Here is an 18,918-nt window from a genome sequence, read left to right on the forward strand (position 1 = left end):
TGCCACGGCACGGTCACCGGCCGGGCGGTCACACTGGGGCTCGGACGGTTACCGGACGTCCACGTAGTCGGTGGCCTGCGTGGGAAGGTCGGTCTTGCCGGTGTCAGGTGAGGCGTAGGGGCTGAGGTAGTAGGCCATCCAGGTGGCGTCGGCTGGGGTCTTGCACCGCATCTGGAACCAGCCGGCCGAGTCGGTCGCGTCCCCGCCGTTGGTGCAGGACGGCGTCCGCAGGGTCGTCTGTTCCTTGAGGCGGTACTTCGCGCCTACCCACTTGCCTTTGACCGGCTGCCAGCCGGCCGAGGAGGACCACCGCATCAACCGGCCCTTCAGCGTCAGATACTGGCCTTTGCGCGCCGGCTCCGGGGAGGCGTTGAACCCTGCGAAACCGGTCTTGTAGTAGACCCGGAACGGGTAGCCCGACTCGACCTTGGTGTATGTCGCATCCCCGGCGAAACTCGTGCGCAGCCACCCGGCCGTCCACGCGGTCGCCCTGATCTTCACCCGGCCTTTGGCGTCGGTCGTACTGGAACCGACTTGCTTCCAGCCGGTCTTCGGATAGCCGGAGGTGCCCTTGGGCGCCCACCACAACGTCACCTTTCGCGCGGAGAGCGCCTCGCCGCGCACCGCCTTCAGCGTCCGCCGGACTTCGAAGGCCTTTCCGCGAATCGGGTAGACCGGGTTGGTCTCCCTGTCGCCCAGCAGTGTCGACGTACAGCCGGCTGATCCAGCCGAGCACCCGTGCCGATGTCTCGGTCACCTGCCCATAGCCGGCCACCCGCGCAACGATGTTGCCCGGCCCAGGGAAGAAGGTCGCACGGAACCGGCCGCCGGACTGCACCGTCGCCGTTTCCTGAAGTTCTCCATCCGGGCTGTCGAAATGCACCACCAAGCCTGCCGGCGCCGCCACCCAGCCCGCACCCCGGTTCTGCTGCACCTGCCCGGTCACCGTGACATCGGCGTCCCAGTTCTGTGTCGCCACCGGATCGACCACGATGCGCTGCGGAATCTCCGCCTCTGCGGCCTGCACGGGAAGGGCGGCCAGCCCCACCACGAGCATCCCGCCGCACATCACTACCGGCACTGCGTTCCTCATACTCGAACTCAATCCCATCGATTCCCTGCACGGTCGCCTGAGTGGCGAATTGTTGAGCGCGCTTGCTGCCCGGCCGCCTACTGGAGGCGCCTCGTCGATAGGTCTGACTACTGGTATTGCAACTTCCAGATCTGGTGTGGTGGTACCGGTTCCCCCGGCGCGGCCTGGAGCACCCGTGCGTCTTCGGGTGCCCCCTCGTCATGGGCGTCGGCGACCATGGCGCTGTGCTTGGCGATCAGCCGGTACCCGAGGTTGCCGTCGTCGGCGACCCCGACCACCTTCCAGAGTTGGTGCTCAGCACCCGGTTCGCAGGTGGCCTGCCGGACGGCGGCACCGGGCTGCGTTTGCGCATCGGCCACCTCGAGACATCGGACCGCCGACGGGTCGCCGTTGAGAGTGCTGACGTTGGCGAGCATGTAGTAGCCGTCACCGTAATCAGAGAACTTCCATTTCTGCCGATCTGCGCCATTGCAGTCCCAAGGCACCACGGGGGCCTGGTCGGCGGTGGAGCCATTTGCGACGTCCATGCACTTCTGAGTGCTAGCGGCACGCAGCCGGTGCGTTATCCCGTCGAGGTGGTGGCGCTTCAATGTGGTGATGTTCCACAGTTGCTCGTCGGTGACCGGGTCAGCGCACGACCACTGCAGCACGTTCGCGCCGGGGGCCGGTGAGGCCGAGTCGACGGCGAGGCACTTGTCGCTCCGCCGCGACTTGATCAGGTATCCGCCGGCCTTCTTCTCCGGCTTCCACTGCTGGCCAGTACTACCGTTGCATTCGTACTGCCAGACGTTGCGCCCGTCGGCGGTTCCGGAGCCATCGGTTCCGTCCACGTCCAGGCACTTGCCGCTGTTGGCACTGATGAGCTTGTAGTAGCCATCGCCCGCGTCGATGAACTGCCAGTCCTGGGCGGGGTGGGCGTTGCAGTTCCACTGCTGCACGTTCGTGCCGTTCTCTGTTCCGGCTCCCGCCACGTCCAGGCAGTGTCCGGAGTTGACGCTCACCAGGCGCAACGTCTTTCCCGAGAATTCGTGGTCCTGGACGGACTCGGTGTAGATCACGTTCAGGACCGACTCATCGGGGTGGGCCAGCGGCCACAGTTGGGAATCGTCGATCCAGCCGTTCCAGAATGCGCTCTTGGCAGCGCCGTTCGGAGTCGCGCCGACCAGCAGGGGCCCGGAGCCGGCCGCCGGCGTCCAGGTCGTGGCGGCCGTCTTTACCTCCGGCGCCATGACCCGGGTGGTGGAGCAGTTCCATGGCTCGTCGGGGACGCAGACCTCGCGGCTCCCCTCAGCTTGGGTGCGCAGCCAGAGTTCTTGCTTGAGCGGGTCGTAGCCGCCCATCAGAGAAACCCAGTGCGCGGTCCATGGCTGCCCATCTCCGGCTTGCGCCATATCCCGCGTGGCAGCCGTCAGAACGGTGCCGTCCGCTTTGCGATGCCTGAACGTCCATTTCCCGACAATCCAGCCGAGCTCGAAGACGGTCCCGTCGGAGGCGGCCTGGCTTATCGCCACCCGGTCCACCTGAACGGAGGCGAGCTTCAACCACGTCGAGAACATGAACCGCTGACTGGTGTCCACCAACGTGACCGGATTGCCGCCGGGGTCCGTCCAGGGCTTCACTTCACCGAACTGCGTCGAACCGTTGAGGCGCACCGCGCGGTCGGTCGGCGAGCCCGCGCCGAGGTTGCCCGCCTCACCGAAAGCCGCGCCTCCGCTGAACACGAGGTCGGCGTTCGGATTCGCAGCACCGCTGGGTCCCACCGCGCCGGCCACGTTGCCGGTGGGCTCGTCCATCGACCAGGCGGCGTCCCGCGGCGGCTGCTCCACACCGAACTCGTACTTCTTGGCCGTGCTCGGGTTGCCTGCCCGGTCGTAGGAGGTCACTTCCACCCACTGGGGCCCGAAGCGCGTCGGCGTCCAGGTGACCGTGGACAATGCCCCGGCCGCGACCGTCTTCGTCCCTTCGACCCCGTCGGCGAACCGGTATTGGAACTTCACCACGTCGGCCGAACCGGCGGGCGTGAAGGTGAAGGTGCCTGGCACGTACTTGCGTGCGGCCGAGTCATATCCCGACGTCACTCCGGCTGGATACTCCGGGGACGACACCGCCGGTGTGTTCGGCCTGCGGGCATCCACCGTGTACTCGCACCACTCCGACCACGGCCCGTACAGGTTCGTGTCGTCCATCCCCCGAACACGCCACATCCAGCTCGTTCCACCATCGGGGGTGGCAGGAAAATCGTCACCCTTGACGACCGTCAACGAGGCATGGAGGTAGCCGTCGGAGCCGGCATGCTGAAACTTGTCCCCGGGAGGCACATAGCGCTTCCAGCTCTCTTCGGGCTTGCCCAGAGGCGCCAACTCGTACTCCGCGGCCAGGAGCTGACCATCGAAACCGCCTGAGTTGTCGCCGTCGTAGTCAGTGATCAACGCGTTGGCCGTCCGGTCCTTGGACACCCCCATCCAAGGGCGGCCGCTCCCCCGCACGCACGCGTACTTCGTCGTCCCACCGTTCCTCATGTGGACGTCCTTGGTGGGCATGGGGTACCGGGAGAACTTCACGACCATGCGCGGGTCGACATCCATGACCTTCCAGGTGTGGGTGTCGTCGTAGTCCGCGTCCGGGAACAACCCCATGGTGAAGAAGTCCCACTTGTGGTCGGTGGCCCACTGCACCACTCTCGTCAGGTTGCCCCCGGCGAAGTGAACGTCGTTGGAGCTTCCGGAGTCACCACATTCAGGGCGACCGACATTCACTGGTGCACTGGCCAAGAAGTTGTTACTCCAACCGGAGCCGTCAGGAATGTAAGCACCCGGCCGCGTATTCCACGTGGTAGTCGAGTAGATGTGCTCGACGTTGAACAGGCGCACGTCCCGCGTGACGCACGACCACGCATGCAAGGTGTCGAGGGTGATGTCGACGGAGTTGATTTTTACCTGGACACTTCCAGACCATGTGTGGATGGGGGTGGTGTCCATCCGAATGTAGGAGCGCTTGTCGGTGTAGTCCTCGACTTCCCGCCCGGTGGGCAGCCGGTCGGGCTTCCAGTACTTGGAGTCGGGCCACGTCCGATCGACGTAAGCCCAGCCGGCGCCCTTGGTTCCCTGGGCATCGTCGGACTCTCGACCGCCGTTCCATGTCTGCCAGGACGGGTCGAGGACGATCGGAAACTTGGCGTCGGGTGCGGTCAGCAGTTCCCGGTGCGGTACCAGCGCCAGCGACCCCGAACTGACCTCGATTCCCAGCGGCTGCGAGGACGCCTCAGGCGAGGGGCCGGCGGCAACGGCCTCAGGAGACGTCCGCGTGACGGCGCCGCTCTCGGTTCCCTCCCACATCAACGGCTCTGGCGCGGTGAAAACCTCGTTGCCGGCTTCGTCCACGGCCGCGAGCCGACCGCCGGAAAGCTCCTTCAACTGCACTCCGGAGGCCCTCACCCCGAACTCGATCTTCTCCAACTCGGGATCGCGCGCCGCCTCCGGCGTCTTCACGACCACGTAGTGGGACCAGCCGGTGGGCGTCGACCGGACCACCAGGTCCACCCCCGCGCCACCGCCGTCCACGTACGTGGCGCTCTCACCCTCCAGGACCGGAGCCGGAAGACTGGCTCCCGGCCAGGTGAGCGTCAGACTCTTCCCATCCTTGGTCATCGTCGCCAGTTCGTCGTCTCCCCCGGCACCGAACGTGACCCCGTTGACCGACATCCGCGACGCATACCCGCCCTCGGCGGTCCGCTCCAGGGTCAGATCAGCGTCGTGGAAGACCCCATCTCGTTTCACACGAACCGGGACCGGCGACGTCTCGAACGAGAACTGGCCGTCAGGCAGCGCGGAAAGTTTTCTCGTTTCCGACGTCTGACCTGCGATTTCTACCGGATCGCCGGTCTCCTTGGCTTTTGCCAGCGCGGCGTCGATAGGAGTCGGCGTCGGGCCGGCCTCGTCCGCCCGCACCGGGGCGGGTGGCACGGATACCAGCGAGGCCACCAGGACGGACGCCATCAATCCGGAGAGAACCCTGGGGCGCCGACACAGTCTGTCAACAACCCATGACGGAAACGGCGAACCATTACCAACACGGACGCGCAAAACGACCTCGCAAGATAAAGTCCGCCTAAAGTCGCGCTAAACCTAAACCGACGTTCCCCGAACCGGAAGAGTGATCATCTTCGGCCTTTTGTGATCTAGATCACCGTCGACTTCTGCCAACCACGGTGAGGGCATCCGCGTCTTTCGGTCGGCGCCGCCATGGAAAGATCCCTTGCGTAACGGGTCGCACGGAAATCGCTACGCCTAGTTCCCTTGTATCCGCAGACTTCGGGATCTGTGGCCGGGAAGGGGCTTTCGAACGGCTTTCTGGCGGTCCTTTGACCTGTCGGAGCTGCTGCTGATCGTGGTCGCCGGGCTGGTCATCCTAAGCACAGTCAGCACGGTCACCGGCGGTCCATCCCAGCCGAAGGTCGCTCTCGCGTTCGGTGGATTGATCGCGCTCGGCGAGCTGCTCCGGATAGTCATGCCGGGCAACCACCAGGTCGCGCCGATCGCCACTGCCAGCGCGATGGGCTACGCGCTACTGGTCGGGATCGGCCCGCAGGGTGCCCCGCTGGACGCACCGCTCGGCGTCGTCCCCGCCGAGCACTCCGCATTCCAGGTCGTGGCGGTCACGGCAGCCGGGATGCTTGTCGGTTCGCTACGGCACATCGTGGCTGGTCGCATTCCCGACCTGGCCGGGATGGTGCGCTGGCTTCTCGTCATCGCGGCCGCAGCATCGTGCTTCCGCCCGATGCTGTCGCTCGCCCTGCCCTGGCAACTGCTGCTCACCGTGATGGGACTCGTCGCCGTGCTGGCCTGCTTCGCCGACATGCTGATCGCCGTACTGATCCAGATGAGAGCGGAGCGCGCGCCGTTCTATAGCGCGCTACACCACCAAATCAACACAAACATGGCCCCGTGGGCCGCGACTTGCATCAACGCCATACTGATCGCCCTCGCGACCACCGCAATGTGCATGGCTGCACTGCTGATCTTCACAGTACCGATCATGGTCACCCAGTTCGCCTTCCGGCGCTACGCCGAAATCCACGGGACGGCGCATCCAGCCAGCCGCTGATATCCCCGGCACCGCCCACGCCTGATGCCGCCGGCAGGGGCATTCGGCCACCAGAGCAGCCTGCTCGGCCCGGACGGCGCGTTCGCGCTGCTCGGTCTCCGCGGCCCGGACTGCGTCCCGCTCGCGTTCACTACAACTCTTCACGGGTGGGCAGCCTGCGCGGCGATCGGGTCGATTCGGGCCTGGTCGCGTTCACGCGCATCCGCTCAGCGGCCTCGGCGGCGCCCTGCCGTTACGCATCGGCGCGCCGGACGTCCTGCACGGCGGCATCCCGGGCCGCTCGCGTGTCCCCAAGCAGCGCTGGGAGCGGACCGCTTCGGTCTCATGCTGGCCCCACTCCAGGTGCCGGTGAGGTCGCCGATCGCCGCGTCCTTGTCAATTGAGGGTTTAACGGGTTTCGGCCAGGTCATAAACGTCGGTCTCCCCTGGCCAGGATGTCGACCTGGACGCGTACCGCGGCCAACTCCTGCTCCGATTCCAGGGCACCTGGTATACAGGCGGCCAGGTCGACTCATCTGCTGCCGGAGACTGGGCGGGCCGTGCTGATGCGCCACTCATGCCCGGCCCGCCACACCAGTGGCTCGTTGCCGCCCAGGACGACGCGCTTGCCATCACCACCACCGGCAGGGTCAGCGCCGCACGCCGACAATACCGCTCACCAGTAGCCCTGCCCGGACAAAACAATGTACTAACACCGCGAAGAGCGCCGTTCTCGCCTCACTACGAGCCGGCGCTACCTAAGCTGAGCTTGCCTGGCCTCATCGAACTGGCGCGGCGCGCCACGTGAAGCTGGCGACCTCCAGCCTCCCCGCAGGTCGCCCAACCACCTCCGTGGTTGGCCCCATCGAGATGAGACGAGGTGGCAGAGGTGATGAAAGATCGAGTTCGTGACAACAAGAGTCACGTTCGCGAACTGGCCGAACGATTGGGTATTGCCATGAGCGCCAGAGCACTCTGGGCTCTAATTGAGCGGCTACTCATTCACCGAGGGATCGACGTCTAATCGTTCCCGCGCCGAGCGGCGTCCCGGGTTGAGGTCCGGGAGGGCAACACCACTCCCGGGACGCTTCTCGAAGAGATACGGCATTCCCTGCCATTCTTCAGAAGCTAGTCACGCCATCTCCTCTCTGCTCGTCGGACCTCATCGGCGGGACAGGATAGATGCTCACCGCATGATGGAGCCGGACGGTATTCGACGGAACGCAGCCCCGAGTCACCGCGCCGGGCGATGCATCAGCTTCGGTCCGCCGCGGAGCAGACTGAACCCGTGCCGGCGTACCAGAGAGTGAGCCGGTCCTCATCGGTGTCTCCAGCAATCGCTTCCACGGTCAGTTGCACCAGCAGGTGAAGCGCGTCGGCCAAGGCAAGGACGTCGATCAGCGCATCCTCGACCAGACTCCGGCCCCGGTACGCCGACAGCGTCCGAACCAGGTGCGGGCGGGATCGGCTCGCCGGGGCCGCTCCAGACGGCATAGAGCTCCACCTGCGGGTGGGCGCGCTGGATGCGAAGCATGGCATCCCGAGATCTGCCGTAGTACGGCATACCGCCCAGGATGCTCGACGCCGCGACATACCCCATCTTGGGAAGGCCATGGAGACGGTCTCCCCCACTCTCACATTGGTCTCCGCGTAGCCCATGTGACCAGAATCAGCCACCGGACCCGGGACCACCCGCCCCCTGAACCGAGAGTTAACAACTCGATCGGCCGAAGGCAGCCACTGGCTCACCGCCCCTCGCCGAAGGTTGGCGACTTCGACTGGAGCTGTGGCTCGACCGGCGCCGGTCGCACGCCTGGCCCTACGCACGAGCGCGGCGAGGGCGCCCGGAGCTCTCAGAAATGCCGCCACAACGGCTGCCCCACGCGCATGCTCTGGAAGTGGAAGGCCACACGGCCCCCTGTTCTCGGGGTCGCGGGCCTGTCGCCGCGGCGGGCCAGCGGCATCCCCGGCTTGCTGAGCTGCCAGCGGGCTGGGCCGGGCTGAGCTGGGCTGGGGGCCTGCCAGTGCGCAGAGATCGATCCGCTACACCCATGTGGCCCCCGACGTCGTCGTGGAGATCAGCGTTGACCTAACCAACCGCGGTCGAATGTGTACAAGACATGCGGCGCGCCGTCCGCTTCGTCCTTGTGCGGAGCAATCTGCCCGCGCAGAGGCACCCGATGGCCTGGACACCGAATGACCGTCGCGGCCGGCCGCCGCCCCACTCGCTCCTACCGGGGCAAGCGGGCTTGGTCACCGTGGCGCGGCTGGACGCGCCCCCGAGGCCGCCACACACCACCACCCGAGCTCCCCCTGCCCGCTTGCGGGGAAGGCCAGTGCGAACCTTTGGCTTTGCTCGGCCGACCAGCGTTGTGCTGGAAGAGGGGATCGAGAAATCTCCGCTTGGGGCAGTGGAGCTCGGGGGCTCGTCTCACGGTCGTCTGACCCGTCTGGCTCGCGAGGCGAAGGAAACGGTCAGCGCCAGGCGACGGCGATGAAGCCGGTGTTGGCGATCGAAGTGCCGCGTTTGACCACGAGCTCTGAACCGGCGCAGCGGGCGCGGTTGTTGAGCAGCCAGTCCTGGTCGTCTCGATTGGTCACCGATCGGGCCGTGCCGCCCGGGATTGCGCCGCAGAGGTGCACCGAGGGGTTGCGGTAGGCCGACATCCTGCCCTGGTAGTTGGGCCCCGGCCAGAAGCACACACTCCCGACCGGGCAATCCGAGGGGCCCTGTGTGGTGGCGCCGACGGGCGCGGCAGGGGTCGACACGGTCATGGCACCCGCCACGACAACGGGCAGCAGAGCCCTCTTACTCAACATGCACACCTCCGAGGAGTACTCTTTGTAGCTAATTGATCGCGTTATGCAACAGCATTCGGTCATGGTTCGGCAACCTGCGCCGACGGGCGTCAGCGGCGCCTCCGAACAGCAGGTCCTCGAACTGGACCGGCGCGCTGACTCTCCGTTGTTGATTCGTGCTCAGAATCGCGACGGACGAACTGCCGGTCCAGTCCTTTGCGCGTCGACGCAACGGTGTTGACGGATCTCGGCCGCGCGCAGGCGCGAGGACGTGTGGCGAGACCCGCCGCCCCGTGAGCCGCATTCGGAGCCTTGAGATCGGCCCCATCCGTTGGTGTTGCACTCGTACCCGATCGCGTTGGGAAGTTGCGCACTCACCGATTCGCAGAGGGTGGTCTCTGCGGCTCGTCCTGTGGTGGTGTAGGCGAGAGGGCGGACAGGAGCCGGGGCCAGGTGATCGCGGTGACGCAGCTGCCGCCCGTAACGGCCGACGGGGGCCTTCATGTCAGCGCCGCTCACAGCCAACCGTTCACTGGGGTACCTGCGATCCTGGTTCGCTCGTCCGTCCTGGCCATGGACCGAAGGTGCTGCTCGGATTGGCCCGTGGCTCCGCGCAGATCCGCGGCCCGCAGGTCCGCGCTCTCCAGGTTCGCGCCGGCCAGGTCGGCGCTCCGCAGGTCGGTGTCGGTGAGGTCGGCGCCTTCCAGGTCGGCGCCCCGCAGGTTCGCCGCCCGCAGGTCGGCGCCCCTAACAGCAGCGCCGCACAGATCCGCGCCACGCAAATCGGCGCCCCGCAGGTCCGCACTTCGCAGATCCGCCTCCCGCAGGTTCGCGCCCCGCAAGTCCGCCCTCTCCAGGTTCGCACCATGCATGTAGGCGATCCGAAGGTCGGCGTCCCGCAGGTCCGCGCCCCGCAGATCCGCACGCTTGAGGTGAGCTCGCTTCAGCCGCGTCTCTCGCAGGTCCGCGCGCCGCAGGTCCGTGTCGTGCAAGGTCGCGCCGGTCAGATCCGCGCGCTGCAGGAGGATGTCGCTGAAACTCAGATCGGCCAGGCGGGCGGTCCTGAGGTGCAGGCCGCTGAGGTCGACCTGGCGGCGTTCGGGACGGTAAGGGCGGCGGCCCAGCACCGTCACCGCGGCCTGGATGTCGCCTTCAGGCCGCTCGGGCAGTGGCGGGCGTCTGCCGAGAGTCGGGGCGCCAGGATCCAGGCCAGCCTTGGGGGCTCGTCCTCGGATAAAGGCCTCCAGCACCTCGACGACGTCGTCATGGTGTCGGCGCGAGTCAGCGGTTACGTGCCCCAGAGCATGAAGACCGCCCAGACGGGCGTCGAGATCGGAGGAACCGAGCCGCTCCAGCGCCTTGGCGAAGCGGTCGGTGACCTGCCCGCGATGGTTGAGCCGGTAAGAGCGTGCCGTGTACAGAAGCGACGCCGCCACCACCACCGCGCCGCCGGCGGACACCACGAGCAACCGTGCGTTATGCCGGTCCTTTGGATCGTGCTGATGCATCCAGTCAGGCATCCGCCACAACGCCAGCGCATAAACGGCGGCCAGCACGACCAGACCGAGGCCCACTAGTACCGTCCCGCCGCGGCGCACGACCGGCCGCGCGAGTTCGTACTGTCCCCGACGGCGAAGACGCCTCATCCAATCCACAGCACTCCGACGCCGCTGACCAGCCGGTGGTTCGTCTCCCAGACGAAGGTGCCAGCGCCTGTTCGGTCTCCAACGCGCCGACCAAGGACGGCTTGGGGACGCCCGGGAAAACCTTCGAGACGTCTTGGGGGGTGCCAGGCGCGTCCCGCATGTCTTCAGGACATCCTTGACCACGTCGCACGGATCATCCGCGTGCACCACCACCGGGACGGGCGGGTGCGGGTCTGCCCGACCGACCGCAACGGATCGTTTCCCGACATGCCGCACGCCCCCAACCTGGGTGCGCGGCGCCAGCATCCCGGACGGTGAGAACCGACACGACAGGGTGCGGCTTCACCCCTTTGACCACGATCTGGTCCACAACGAGATCGGCGGCGTCGGCGGCCGACGCCGTGGCCATCTCCGCAAGGGTGTCATCGGCCGATTCCAGAAAGGAGCGCCAGGCCGTTTCGCGCCCGGACCGCCGCGTCCACAACCGCCTCGCAACCGTGAACAGGTAGGAACGCGGCTCGACCTGGTCGTAGCGCAAATCCGACCGCAGCTGCTCCCAAGGGTCGACGACGATCAGGCAGGCGTCGTTGGTCACCTCGTCGGCGGCCTCGGGCGGGCAGCCGCGCACGCTGAGATAGGCGCGCAGACCGGGTACTGGCCCGGACGAAGGCCTCAGCCTCATCCATCGCAGGGCCATCCCGGGGGGAGGGATCATCGGCCGGTCCCGGGCAGCGCTCCGGCGAGCGGGACGGCTGTAGCTCCATCGCGGGGCGGCACCACGACGATCACAACGACGCAAGGCGGGCCGACCGGGCGCTGTCGTGCCTGCCTCGTGGCAGCGCGACGGGCCAGCCACGGCCGCGCGATCACCCCCAGCGCGCCGAGAAGGAGGGTGATCCAGCCGATCGTTTCTGTGTGGTCTCCAAAGCTCACGGAGGAGCCTTCCTCACGCGTGGTCCGACTTGCGCGGTCGCCTCCTTATAGGCGTCTGCGCCCCGGATCGGTTGTGGATCAAGGGCGGGGCCGCGACCACGTCCGGGGCGGCGCCGCACATCGCACGCACGTCGGCGAGCTCAGCGCCGGTGACGCGGTCGACTACATCATCGACCATGGACGAGGTGGTCGTGGCCGAAGCGGGCTGGGTCCGCACCACCAAATCGAGTCGTCCGCGCTCCACAACAGCGCCAGGCCACCGGGCCGGCGCGACAGCGCCGCTTTGCGAGGCGCCGTGATGCAGCGCCGGGGAGCAGGCAGGCGGCCGCGCGCGTCCGCTGGAGGGATGGCGCCCATCAGGTCGCGTGCGGCGATCGCCACCCGACAGCGCCCGCCCGAGCAGCACAGCGCGGTCCCGGCAGCCCGGCCGGGACCGCGTCGTCGAAGTCCTGAGAAATGGCCGGAGAAAGTCTCGTCATCTTCACGACCGATGGGCGTCCGCACAGGCGCAGGTGGCCTCCCCCGAGGCCGCGCAGGACCTTGGGGGGCCGATCCGCCATGAACAACCCGCTGCTGCTGGCACTGGCCGGGCCGTGCGCTCAGGCCGCCGTCCAGGTCGTGGGGGCTGTCTGTCGGATGTGGAAGGCCCGCGCCCGGATGGCCCGGAACCAGGCGCGGTCGCCCTGACCGCGCCAGCGGATTCGCGATGCTGCCAGTGCTCGGCCGGCCATGCCGTGGACGCCGCGGAGGTACCGAAGCGACCTCTTCGATGCCGTCGCCTGGGCTGGGCGGCGGCACGCTTGACGCTGCGTGCCGCCGCCCCGTTCCCGGTCATGGCCCGCCAGGCACGCTCATTCGCACGGCCCGCGCTGCCGTCGAGACGGCTTTGCCTTGGCGGCGGAGTGCCACGGCGCCGAAGACGTCGGGTTAGCTGCGAGCGAAGGAGAAGATGCGCAACTCCGGATTGGTGTGATGCTTCTCGACCACCTTGCCGCGGCCCGAGCAGTTGATGGATGGGAAGAAGACCAGGTTCCGGTCGCTTCGGTTGGCGACGGACTCGAAACCGGGCTGGCCGGCGCTGACGCTGAAGCAGATGCCGTAGTTGGTGGGAGCCGGAGTGTCACAGGCCGGCGGAGCCTGGAGAGGCTTGCGGTAGAGGCGCAGAGTCCCGCCATTGCAGGAGAAGTGGTGTACCGGACCGCGGGCGGCCGCGTCGCGGTGCGCATCCGCCGACGCCCGCGTCGATTCCTGGGCGGAGGCGCTCATCGCGGTCGGGACCGCGGGGGCGAGTGCGCCGAGCGCCAGCGAACCGCAGAGAACGAGCCGATTGATTCGAGCCGTCATGGTCGTCCTTTCGGAAGATGGATCTGTTCGGAGATGCGAGGACAGGTGCCTCACGCCACCAAGCCCACAACGGCTCCGGCCTGCGACGGCCTGCAGTTGGACGGATCTGGACGCTCCTGGACACCCCTGAACTATCCTGTAGCCCTATGGGCGCGGAGAGTGATTGCAGGAATGTGGCGGATGATGCTGATCCGCGCAGAATCGGCACCCCAAGTGATCTGAAACGCGAGTTCGACCTGCTGCGCCGGACCGCCGGCCACCGCCGAGGAAAGCATCGACTCTCACTCCAGGACCTGGTCACACTGGTACGGCAGCATCATGGCAGCGAGATTCCTCGCAGCACGCTGGACAACTACCTCAGCGGCCGCACACTGCCTCCGCCGACCGTGTACGACGCCATTCTTCAAGCTCTCGACGTGGAGCGGGCCAAGCTACGACTCTGGGGCGATGCATGGGACCGGCTCGACGAAGCCCGGCGGACGCCGCCCGGCAACGACAGCGCGACGAACCCACTCCCCCCACCCCAGAGCACCGAGAGCCCGGATCCCCCCTCACAGTCCGGGCCGCCACAGCCCGAGCCGCCACGGAAACGCCGGTTCCGGCGGGGATACGTGTTGAGCGGCCTACTGGTAGCGCTCGCACTCACGGCCCCCACGGCGGTCTTCGTCATCACCACGTCCGGCTCCTCTCCCAGGCCGGCGCCCGCCAGTTCGCCGGAACTGGTCGAATGCACCTACAAACCCGTGGGCGAGATCATCCGAGTCCACCCAACGCCCAACTTCGACACCGAACGCGGATTCGAAACGATCAACGACGTGCACCAGACCATCATTGGTTCCTGTCGGCCCACCCGGGCCGAGCCCGGCAGCGAGACCTGCGGCGTCGGCCCTGTTCCGGTTAACACCTGGATCCAGGTCCGCTCCCCCTACACAGGGTGGATCTTCGAACCTTGCCTTCGCCTCAAGACCAACCACGCCGCGTAGGAGTACCGACACCAGGCCATGCCGCCGCCGGAGACGCGGTACATGCGCGTTTCAGAGTTCTCGCCGATAATCTGCAGAGGTCCCTTCCAGGTTGCTGCTGGCCTCGATTTTTCGTGAGGTCGGTTGGGTCACTCCGCGCCCGACCGACTCTTTGGTATCAGTGGCGGGTCAGCCGTTGGATCCGACTGGCGCGTCGGGTCACGGTCGTCTGACCCGTCTGGCTCGCGAGGCGAAGGAAACGGTCAGCGCCAGGCGACGGCGATGAAGCCGGTGTTGGCGATCGAAGTGCCGCGTTTGACCACGAGCTCTGAACCGGCGCAGCGGGCGCGGTTGTTGAGCAGCCAGTCCTGGTCGTCTCGATTGGTCACCGATCGGGCCGTGCCGCCCGGGATTGCGCCGCAGAGGTGCACCGAGGGGTTGCGGTAGGCCGACATCCTGCCCTGGTAGTTGGGCCCCGGCCAGAAGCACACACTCCCGACCGGGCAATCCGAGGGGCCCTGTGTGGTGGCGCCGACGGGCGCGGCAGGGGTCGACACGGTCATGGCACCCGCCACGACAACGGGCAGCAGAACCTTCTTGCTCAGCATGCACGCCTCCGAGAACACGACTTGTATGTGATGGATCGCACGATGTGACAGCATCTGTGGCGCGGCAACCTGCGCCGGCGGGCGTCAAGGGCGGCGCCGCGAGGAGGATCGCAGAAGCCGGAAGCGACACCGCCGAGGGTCGTGTGTTCAAGTCGAGGGGACCGGCGCTGACGTCCGGCCGCACTCGCAACATCTCCACGTCCCGGCTTTCAGCGGTCAGGGGCTACAAGTGCGTGAGACAGACGATCACCGGCAGGTGGCGCCGGATGTCACGGAAAAGCAGGCGGGGGCGGGACGTAGAACACGTCGCCGAAGCAACCGCGGCTTGAGAAGCCGGCCCAGACGTACTGGCCCTGGGTGGAGGCGTTGTAGCCCGACCTCGCGAGCCTGACCAACCGGTACCCCGGGCCCTGGACCGGAGGGATCCGCTCGACCGGCCCGTCGTAGTCGGTCTGCGGCCACAGGCAGAAATAGCCAGTGGTGCACGCACCTGTGCCTTCGAGGGTGGCGGCAGCAGTGGTGGTGGCTGTGGTGGTGGTGAACGCCAGAATGGGGGCGGCGGCGAGGCTGCCCAGAATGATCGGCGTGCAGCACTTCGCCATATTCACTCCTTGAGCCAGTTCAACTACTTTTAGTTATATAGCGAGGAGTGGCGGCTCAAGGGAGAGCAATCTCTGACCCTCGGACTGCCGGCCCCGCCCCCGACCGACACATAGCCTTTCGCATTCACTTAACTACAAAGAAGTAACTGTTGTGAAGGTTCGTCCTCCGATCGCGCTGGTGGGCGGTCTCGCCGCCGCCTCCGCTGCCTGGCAGTCGCCACCTGCGCGGCCCTGGCAGCCGCCGCGACCGCTTCGGCGGCGTTAGCCGCATCCATGACACCGGTCGTGCCACCGCCATCCCTGGCGCCGACCAAGCCCGCGCCCATTGGCCGAGTTGACGGTGGCCCCGGAGGGGTCCATGGACGGCTACAGCCGGACGAAGTTCCCGCACTGGATCAACATCTCCGGCACCTGCAACACCCGCGAGACCGCCCTCAAGCGCGACGGCGACAACGTCCAGGTCGACGCGCAGCGCCAGGCCGTCTCCGGCACCCTGGACCAGCCCGTATGACGGGGCGAGCAGGACCCGGCGCGACGACCTGGACATTGACCACATGGCCCCGCTCGCCCAGGCCTGGCGCTCGGGCGCCGACACCTGGACCACCGCCCGCCGCCGCAGTTCGCCAATGACCTGCAGAGCTCGCAGCTGTGGACGGTCACCGACAACGTCAACCAGGCCAAGGGCGACAAGGGCCCCGCCCTGTGGAAGCCGCCGCTGGCCTCCTTCCACTGCGCCTACGCCCGCTCCTGGACCGACGTGAAGCACCGCTACCAGCTCACGTCGACCCCGCCGAGAAGACCGCCCTGCAGGACATACTCGCCACCTGCTGAGCGCCGAGGGCATCAGCGAGTCTCCCCGCCGCGGCCCCTCTCGGGCCTGGCCGCCAAGGGGGGTGGCTTCCGCCAGGCGCCCACCCGCGCGTAGTGGGTCGGATTCCAGTGGCCGTGTCTGCCCCGAGCGTTCGTGACAATCGCCCGGCACCGGCTGCCGGGTGGCCCTGCGGTCGGCCCTGCGGCCGGCATCGTCGCCGGCCGCAGGGACGCCTCAGGGACAGGTCACCGGGGGACGAGGACGCTGTCGCCGAACTCGAAGGTGCCGGAGCGGCCCGCCTCGACCACGCCGAGGGCCCGGCCCGTGCAGTTGGCCTGGTCGAAGACGAAGACGGGGGTGTCGGTCTGGTTGTTGACCATCAGCGGCCAGAAGTTGCCGGTGTAGCAGCCCTTGGCCGGGTTGGAGTACTGCTTGCCGCTGACGGTGAGGGTGCCGCTGGCCGCCAGCGCGGGAGCGGCGCCGGCCAGAGCGACTGCCGCGCCGAGGGCGAGAGCGGCAAGGGTGGTGGAGGTGCGTCGCATGATCATCTCCGTTCACGGGTGGGAGTCATTTCACTCCCTTGCACAACTAAGAGTAATCATTAATTGACAGAAAGTCATCACTGCTCTGCGGGGATCACCCGCACTCTGGGATGGGTGTGGGGCCTGCGGCGGCTCTCGGGTGTCGGAGAAGGAGCGCCAGCGCCGATCAAGTTGGCCCACGAGGAGGCTGAGCGCAGGAATCAGCGGTAGGAAGCTGATCTCTGTTTCGGTTCGGTGACGGGCCGGGTGCTAGGCCGTGTCCGGTGAATCTTGGTGTGGGCTGAGAGTGATCTTTGGGTGTGGGTCGATGCTGTGTCATGGTGCGACGGCATGAGTTGACCGATGCGGCGTGGCAGCGGATCGAGCCCCTTTTGCCCGCGCAGCCTGCCCGGGGCGGCCGGCGCGCTCACCGCCACTACCAGTCGTTCGCGCAGGCGGGCGCCCGGGCGACCCACCGGCGCCACCGCTCGCGGCGCCTCACCGGCCGTCACCGGCCGTCACCGGCCGTCACCGAATGACAGCCATAGCGCACGGTCAGCCCGGGAACCTACTCGGTGAAGGTCTTCGGGGCTTCCCCCGAAACGTGGGCACCGGTTTCAGGGGGCAGTGGACAACCCGAACCTGCACCGAGATGCGGCAGCCACCCAGGCTGCCGCTTCCTCGTCTACTGGGATCGGTGGAGGAGAGGCGGCCGGCAGCAGCGGCTGCGTGTCATCCGGCACTTCCCGCCCACGTCATGCACGAGTTGCTGGAGCGGGCAGGCGTAACCGGTCGGCCCGACAACTGAGCCCGGCTCCGGGGTAAGGCTCGCTGTACCCGTACCGCGGTGGCTCTGCGGGTTCCGCCGGTTGGCCCACCTGGTGTTCTTTGTATATGCCCCGCGTCCCCAACCCGCGAGTACGAAGACAACGCCGGGCGACACCCGCCGAGGCTCCGATGAAGACGCCCGAGGCCGCCATCGGGTGACCCGTCGGGAGTTCCGCAAGTGCCGTTTCAAAGGCCTGCGAGACCGCGCCTTGGATATGCCGATATGACGGGCTATCTCGGTGAAGTCAAGGCGCGTACGCTCAAGTACGTCGCCGAGGGCGAGCGTCTCGAACGCTCGATCAGCTTGCAGGGTTCCACCAGCTGACCCCGCAATCAGCCTCCGATTTCACAGCCTGGCGTCTGGGACCCCCGCCGGCTTCCTCGGCGCCGATGGTGATCCGACGGGCCAAGGGTCAGGGCATCTCGACCGCGTCCGTAGCGGCACCCGGTTGCCGCAGACCGGGCGATCCGGCCCCCGCGCCGCCATTTCGTGCCGGACGGGGTGTCCGCCGAACCTTGAAGGCGGTCACCGGGGCCTGGGACACTGGACCGAACCGGTCACCAACCATCATCGAGGTCGTTCGATGGCGACTCGGAACCCGCGCAACGGCGGGACATTGCTCGACGGGACCATCCCCGCGATCGTGTCGCTCGTCGCCTTGGTGATCTCCATCTGGGCCGAGATCCTTATCCTCACCGACTCCGGCGGGGACGACATCTACAAACGCGTTTTCAACGGGATGATCTACGGCTTCATCGGCCTGGGCGGACTCGCCGGCCTGGTCAACGCGTTACTCGGCTCGCCAGCCCAGGGTTTCGGCCAGGCTCCGCCCGACGACGGCAAAGAGATCGGCTTCGACCCCGGCGACGTTCACGACACGGACTGACCCTGCACTTGCCGAAAATATCGTCTGCGTGAGCGCTTCGGGAATCTGCGAAGCGTACGGTGGCTCCCGAAACTGGCTCCCGAGACTACGAAGCGCTCATCGGGACACACGAGATCGCGCCGCGGCAGACGCTGTGACCTGCGGAAACTTGGGGTGGGCGATACTGGGTTCGAACCAGTGGCCTCTTCGGTGTGAACGAAGCGCTCTCCCACTGAGCTAATCGCCCCTGCGGAACGTGCGTTCCGACGTCGGAAACTTTAGCGCATGTCGGGGGGTGGTCGCGCGCTGGTTTCGGGCTCGCGGCGGGTTGGGGGACGGGCGGGAGTTGACTGGTTACGCTTGGTGACTGGTCAGGTCCAGAAGGTGGGGTCCTCGATGTTCCAGGGCAGCGTCGTGCCGTAGACGACCAGGTAGGCGGTCAGGGCTGCGGCGAGGGCGGCGGCCGTGAGGGCGCCGAGGATGGTGTTGCGGCGGCGGGTGCGGGGGTCGAGGGCCTTTTCCTTGGCGCGGTCGGCGGCGGTTCTGGCCCGGTGGAGGGCGCGCTGGGCCCAGGCGAACTCGGTGGCGAGGATGGCCAGGCCGATGACGATGCCGAGGAGGCCGGGGCCGGGGGTCACCATCATGATCAGGCCGCCGGTGAGGACGGCGGCGCCGGTGAGGAAGACGCCGGCGCGCCAGGCGGTGTTGAGGAGGGGGTTGCGCCGGATCCGGGCGCGGAAGCGGTGCGAGAGGCGCGGCTCCGGTGGTGGAGCGTCCTTTTCATGATTTATTGCCACCGTTTTACCCTAAGGCAGCGGATGGG

General features: G+C 67.3%; 16 protein-coding genes and 1 tRNA gene. 5 read left to right on the top strand and 12 right to left on the bottom strand.

The annotated features are described in order from the left end of the window. Positions 1-48: 48 nt before the first annotated feature. The gene (locus AB0C84_RS12225) at positions 49-624 is read right to left on the bottom strand and encodes a hypothetical protein (protein ID WP_361064534.1); all 576 of its coding nucleotides are present in this window, start codon (positions 622-624) and stop codon (positions 49-51) included. Positions 625-1,200: 576 nt separating this feature from the next. Next, positions 1,201-5,088 carry an RICIN domain-containing protein gene (locus AB0C84_RS12230; protein ID WP_361064537.1) on the bottom strand — a complete coding sequence of 1,296 codons (3,888 nt, stop codon included), beginning with the start codon at positions 5,086-5,088 and terminating at the stop codon, positions 1,201-1,203. 391 nt (positions 5,089-5,479) lie between these two features. Here AB0C84_RS12230 and AB0C84_RS12235 point away from each other — a divergent pair, with 391 nt between their 5' ends. Beyond that, positions 5,480-6,196 (top strand): hypothetical protein, encoded by a 717-nt coding sequence (locus AB0C84_RS12235; protein ID WP_361064540.1) that lies wholly within the window; start codon positions 5,480-5,482, stop codon positions 6,194-6,196. A 1,233-nt stretch (positions 6,197-7,429) separates the two neighbouring features. On the opposite strand, the gene AB0C84_RS12240 is transcribed toward AB0C84_RS12235, so the two are convergent. The 4 genes from AB0C84_RS12240 to AB0C84_RS12255 form a co-directional block, all read right to left on the bottom strand. After that, on the bottom strand, positions 7,430-7,669 hold the full coding sequence (locus tag AB0C84_RS12240; RefSeq protein ID WP_361064543.1) for a hypothetical protein: 240 nt from the start codon (positions 7,667-7,669) through the stop codon (positions 7,430-7,432). 981 nt (positions 7,670-8,650) lie between these two features. Then, positions 8,651-9,058, bottom strand: coding sequence for a peptidase inhibitor family I36 protein (locus AB0C84_RS12245; RefSeq protein WP_361064546.1), 408 nt, complete (start codon positions 9,056-9,058; stop codon positions 8,651-8,653). 431 nt (positions 9,059-9,489) lie between these two features. Next, on the bottom strand, positions 9,490-10,548 hold the full coding sequence (locus AB0C84_RS12250) for a pentapeptide repeat-containing protein (RefSeq protein WP_361064549.1): 1,059 nt from the start codon (positions 10,546-10,548) through the stop codon (positions 9,490-9,492). A gap of 265 nt (positions 10,549-10,813) precedes the next feature. Continuing rightward, complete coding sequence (locus tag AB0C84_RS12255; protein ID WP_361064552.1) at positions 10,814-11,215, bottom strand: hypothetical protein; 402 nt, start codon at positions 11,213-11,215, stop codon at positions 10,814-10,816. An 896-nt stretch (positions 11,216-12,111) separates the two neighbouring features. Between AB0C84_RS12255 and AB0C84_RS12260 the strand changes: the two genes are divergently transcribed. Further along, complete coding sequence (locus AB0C84_RS12260) at positions 12,112-12,240, top strand: hypothetical protein (protein WP_361064555.1); 129 nt, start codon at positions 12,112-12,114, stop codon at positions 12,238-12,240. Positions 12,241-12,480: 240 nt separating this feature from the next. On the opposite strand, the gene AB0C84_RS12265 is transcribed toward AB0C84_RS12260, so the two are convergent. After that, positions 12,481-12,897 (bottom strand): hypothetical protein, encoded by a 417-nt coding sequence (locus AB0C84_RS12265; protein ID WP_361064558.1) that lies wholly within the window; start codon positions 12,895-12,897, stop codon positions 12,481-12,483. A 146-nt stretch (positions 12,898-13,043) separates the two neighbouring features. Between AB0C84_RS12265 and AB0C84_RS12270 the strand changes: the two genes are divergently transcribed. Next, positions 13,044-13,880 carry a hypothetical protein gene (locus AB0C84_RS12270; protein WP_361064560.1) on the top strand — a complete coding sequence of 279 codons (837 nt, stop codon included), beginning with the start codon at positions 13,044-13,046 and terminating at the stop codon, positions 13,878-13,880. A gap of 242 nt (positions 13,881-14,122) precedes the next feature. On the opposite strand, the gene AB0C84_RS12275 is transcribed toward AB0C84_RS12270, so the two are convergent. Both AB0C84_RS12275 and AB0C84_RS12280 read right to left on the bottom strand, forming a co-directional pair. Continuing rightward, positions 14,123-14,467 (bottom strand): peptidase inhibitor family I36 protein, encoded by a 345-nt coding sequence (locus tag AB0C84_RS12275; RefSeq protein ID WP_361064563.1) that lies wholly within the window; start codon positions 14,465-14,467, stop codon positions 14,123-14,125. A 269-nt stretch (positions 14,468-14,736) separates the two neighbouring features. Next, a complete protein-coding gene (locus AB0C84_RS12280; protein WP_361064566.1) occupies positions 14,737-15,069 on the bottom strand; it encodes a peptidase inhibitor family I36 protein in 333 nt (110 codons plus the stop codon). Positions 15,070-15,427: 358 nt separating this feature from the next. Between AB0C84_RS12280 and AB0C84_RS12285 the strand changes: the two genes are divergently transcribed. Further along, a complete protein-coding gene (locus AB0C84_RS12285) occupies positions 15,428-15,580 on the top strand; it encodes a hypothetical protein (RefSeq protein WP_361064569.1) in 153 nt (50 codons plus the stop codon). A 545-nt stretch (positions 15,581-16,125) separates the two neighbouring features. Here AB0C84_RS12285 and AB0C84_RS12290 read toward each other — a convergent pair. Continuing rightward, a complete protein-coding gene (locus AB0C84_RS12290) occupies positions 16,126-16,422 on the bottom strand; it encodes a hypothetical protein (RefSeq protein WP_361064572.1) in 297 nt (98 codons plus the stop codon). Positions 16,423-17,813: 1,391 nt separating this feature from the next. Between AB0C84_RS12290 and AB0C84_RS12295 the strand changes: the two genes are divergently transcribed. Further along, the gene (locus tag AB0C84_RS12295; protein ID WP_361064575.1) at positions 17,814-18,116 is read left to right on the top strand and encodes a hypothetical protein; all 303 of its coding nucleotides are present in this window, start codon (positions 17,814-17,816) and stop codon (positions 18,114-18,116) included. Between the two features lie 154 nt (positions 18,117-18,270). Here AB0C84_RS12295 and AB0C84_RS12300 read toward each other — a convergent pair. Further along, positions 18,271-18,342 (bottom strand) — tRNA-Val (locus AB0C84_RS12300). Between the two features lie 124 nt (positions 18,343-18,466). Beyond that, on the bottom strand, positions 18,467-18,892 hold the full coding sequence (locus AB0C84_RS12305; RefSeq protein ID WP_179847974.1) for a TIGR02611 family protein: 426 nt from the start codon (positions 18,890-18,892) through the stop codon (positions 18,467-18,469). Positions 18,893-18,918 lie beyond the last annotated feature (26 nt).

Source organism: Actinomadura sp. NPDC048955 (genome assembly GCF_040649435.1).
GTDB lineage: Bacteria > Actinomycetota > Actinomycetes > Streptosporangiales > Streptosporangiaceae > Spirillospora > Spirillospora luteofluorescens.

Bases quoted from the DNA above. Each gene is read 5' to 3' on its own strand.
- AB0C84_RS12290 (WP_361064572.1), bottom strand. From the start codon at position 16,422: ATGCGACGCACCTCCACCACCCTTGCCGCTCTCGCCCTCGGCGCGGCA.
- AB0C84_RS12295 (WP_361064575.1), top strand. From the start codon at position 17,814: ATGGCGACTCGGAACCCGCGCAACGGCGGGACATTGCTCGACGGGACC.
- AB0C84_RS12265 (WP_361064558.1), bottom strand. From the start codon at position 12,897: ATGACGGCTCGAATCAATCGGCTCGTTCTCTGCGGTTCGCTGGCGCTC.
- AB0C84_RS12280 (WP_361064566.1), bottom strand. From the start codon at position 15,069: ATGGCGAAGTGCTGCACGCCGATCATTCTGGGCAGCCTCGCCGCCGCC.
- AB0C84_RS12270 (WP_361064560.1), top strand. From the start codon at position 13,044: ATGGGCGCGGAGAGTGATTGCAGGAATGTGGCGGATGATGCTGATCCG.
- AB0C84_RS12260 (WP_361064555.1), top strand. From the start codon at position 12,112: ATGAACAACCCGCTGCTGCTGGCACTGGCCGGGCCGTGCGCTCAGGCC.
- AB0C84_RS12285 (WP_361064569.1), top strand. From the start codon at position 15,428: ATGGACGGCTACAGCCGGACGAAGTTCCCGCACTGGATCAACATCTCC.
- AB0C84_RS12240 (WP_361064543.1), bottom strand. From the start codon at position 7,669: ATGCCGTCTGGAGCGGCCCCGGCGAGCCGATCCCGCCCGCACCTGGTT.
- AB0C84_RS12230 (WP_361064537.1), bottom strand. From the start codon at position 5,088: ATGGCGTCCGTCCTGGTGGCCTCGCTGGTATCCGTGCCACCCGCCCCG.
- AB0C84_RS12245 (WP_361064546.1), bottom strand. From the start codon at position 9,058: ATGACCGAATGCTGTTGCATAACGCGATCAATTAGCTACAAAGAGTAC.
- AB0C84_RS12275 (WP_361064563.1), bottom strand. From the start codon at position 14,467: ATGCTGAGCAAGAAGGTTCTGCTGCCCGTTGTCGTGGCGGGTGCCATG.